General features: G+C 35.2%; 2 protein-coding genes. Both read left to right on the plus strand.

The window, feature by feature from the left end; all coding sequences use genetic code 11:
• Positions 1-259 precede the first annotated feature (259 nt).
• Positions 260-1,462 carry an FprA family A-type flavoprotein gene (locus tag F823_RS0110315; protein ID WP_002843538.1) on the plus strand — a complete coding sequence of 401 codons (1,203 nt, stop codon included), beginning with the start codon at positions 260-262 and terminating at the stop codon, positions 1,460-1,462.
• A 5-nt stretch (positions 1,463-1,467) separates the two neighbouring features.
• On the plus strand, positions 1,468-1,932 hold the full coding sequence (locus F823_RS0110320) for a dCTP deaminase/dUTPase family protein (protein WP_002843536.1): 465 nt from the start codon (positions 1,468-1,470) through the stop codon (positions 1,930-1,932).
• The last annotated feature ends 159 nt before the right edge of the window (positions 1,933-2,091 follow it).

Here is a 2,091-nt window from a genome sequence, read left to right on the forward strand (position 1 = left end):
TACTCCTTGACTTATCCATTTATAATTTTCGATAAAATAGCAAGTATTTTGAAAAACTTTCTCGTAAGTGTAACATATGTATTGACAACTAAGACAATTATTTAATTATAAGTGAACTACTTATGTACAAATAGCTTGGTTTAATGTATAATTAACTTAATTGTGTAAAAAAATTAGAGAAGTATGCTTATAGATAGCAAAATGATGGTAGAAATGAAATGTAAAAGTTTATTTATTGTAATATGAAGGGAGAATTTTAATGAATACAGTTTCCGTAGAAATACTAAAAGATTTATACTATATGGGTGTAAACGATAGAGAGACACATTTATTTGAAAATATGTGGCCGCTTCCAGAGGGGGTTGCTTACAATTCATATCTAATAACTGACGAAAAGACAGCTCTATTAGATACTGTAAAAATAACAAAGGTAGATGGTTTTATAGAGAGCCTAAAGAGGAATCTAAACGGTAGAGACCTAGATTATTTAGTAGTTCACCATATGGAGCCAGACCATTCAGGCTGTTACAAGACAGTTCTAGACCTTTATCCAAATCTTACTTTTGTAGCCAACAAGAAGGCTAGAGCAATGATAAAGGACTACCTAGAAATAGATCCAGAAAACTTCCTAGAGGTTAAAGATGGAGATGTACTTGACCTAGGAAAGAGAAAGTTGACATTTGTAAATACTCCAATGGTTCACTGGCCAGAGTCAATGGTTAGTTATGAATCAACTGACAAAATCCTATTCTCACAGGATATATTTGGTGGATTCGGAGCCCTAAACGGAACTATTTTCGATGATGAAATGAATTTTGAATTCTTTGAAAGTGAAATCAGAAGATATTATTCTAACATAGTAGGAAAGTATTCAAAGCAGGCTGCAAGAGCTCTACAGAAGGTAAAGTCACTAGAAATAGATATAATATGTCCAGTTCATGGATTGGTTTGGAGAGCAAATCCAGACAAGATAGTAGACTACTATATCAAGTTGGCTAACCAGGAAAACGAAGAAGGTGTAGTTATAGCTTATGGTTCAATGTATGGAAATACAGAGCAGATGGCAGACCAGTTAGCAAGATTCTTGGCAGAAGAAGGAATTAAAAATGTAAAGGTACATGATGTATCTAAGACTCATGCATCATACATTCTAAGTGATATATGGAAATACAAAGGATTCATACTAGGAAGCTGTACATACAACAACTCAGTATATCCAAATATGAACCAGTTGATGTATACATTAAAGATGAACAAGCTTACAAACCATTCACTAGGTATATTCGGGTCTTATGGATGGAGCGGCGGAGCTGTAAAGGAATTGACACAATTTGCATCAGAAGGTGGAAATTTCGAAGTTATGCCAACTATAGTTGAAACTAAGGGAACTATGAAAGAGGATGATATAGAAGCCCTAAGACAGCTAGCTAAGGAAATGGCTGCTTCAATCAAAGGAGCATAATAGGTATGACTAGAGGCTTTGAATTAGTAGAAGATAGGCATAGAAAACATCCAGATATTGATATAGTCCTTCCTCAAAGGGGTACATCAAGATCAGCTGGCTATGATATCTGTACACCAGTGGATATAGTAATAGGACCTAGAGGTTCATCAAAGACTATATTTACAGATATAAAGGCATATATGGGGGATGATGAGGTACTTACTACTTATGTGAGAAGCTCAATTGGTATGAAGAGAGGCCTAGTACTAGCCAATACTACTGGTATTATAGACTCTGATTACTATTCAAACCCAGACAATGATGGAAATATTGGATTTATGCTTAGGAACCTGACAGATGATGAAGTGCTTATCAAGGCAGGTGAAAGGGTAATACAGGGAATCTTTGTAAAATACCTAGTTGCAGACGATGACAAGCCCAAGTCAGAAGAGAGATTGGGTGGAGTTGGATCAACAGGAAAAAAATAGTTAAAAATAGACTTTTAAAACTATCCATAAAATGTTATAATATAGTGTATGATTGCCGATGGCAAAAGTCTAAAAACAAAAAAGACGATCTAGAGAAATCTAGGTCGTTTTTTTTGCGTATGACGGGCATGCCGTCAGTCTGTGGTGAAAGTCCACGTA

The sequence above is a fragment of the Peptostreptococcus anaerobius VPI 4330 = DSM 2949 genome (assembly GCF_000381525.1).
GTDB lineage: Bacteria > Bacillota > Clostridia > Peptostreptococcales > Peptostreptococcaceae > Peptostreptococcus > Peptostreptococcus anaerobius.

What these genes read in the sequence shown, in the direction of transcription:
- F823_RS0110315 (WP_002843538.1), top strand. Translation starts at nt 260, where the DNA reads ATGAATACAGTTTCCGTAGAAATACTAAAAGATTTATACTATATGGGT.
- F823_RS0110320 (WP_002843536.1), top strand. Translation starts at nt 1,468, where the DNA reads ATGACTAGAGGCTTTGAATTAGTAGAAGATAGGCATAGAAAACATCCA.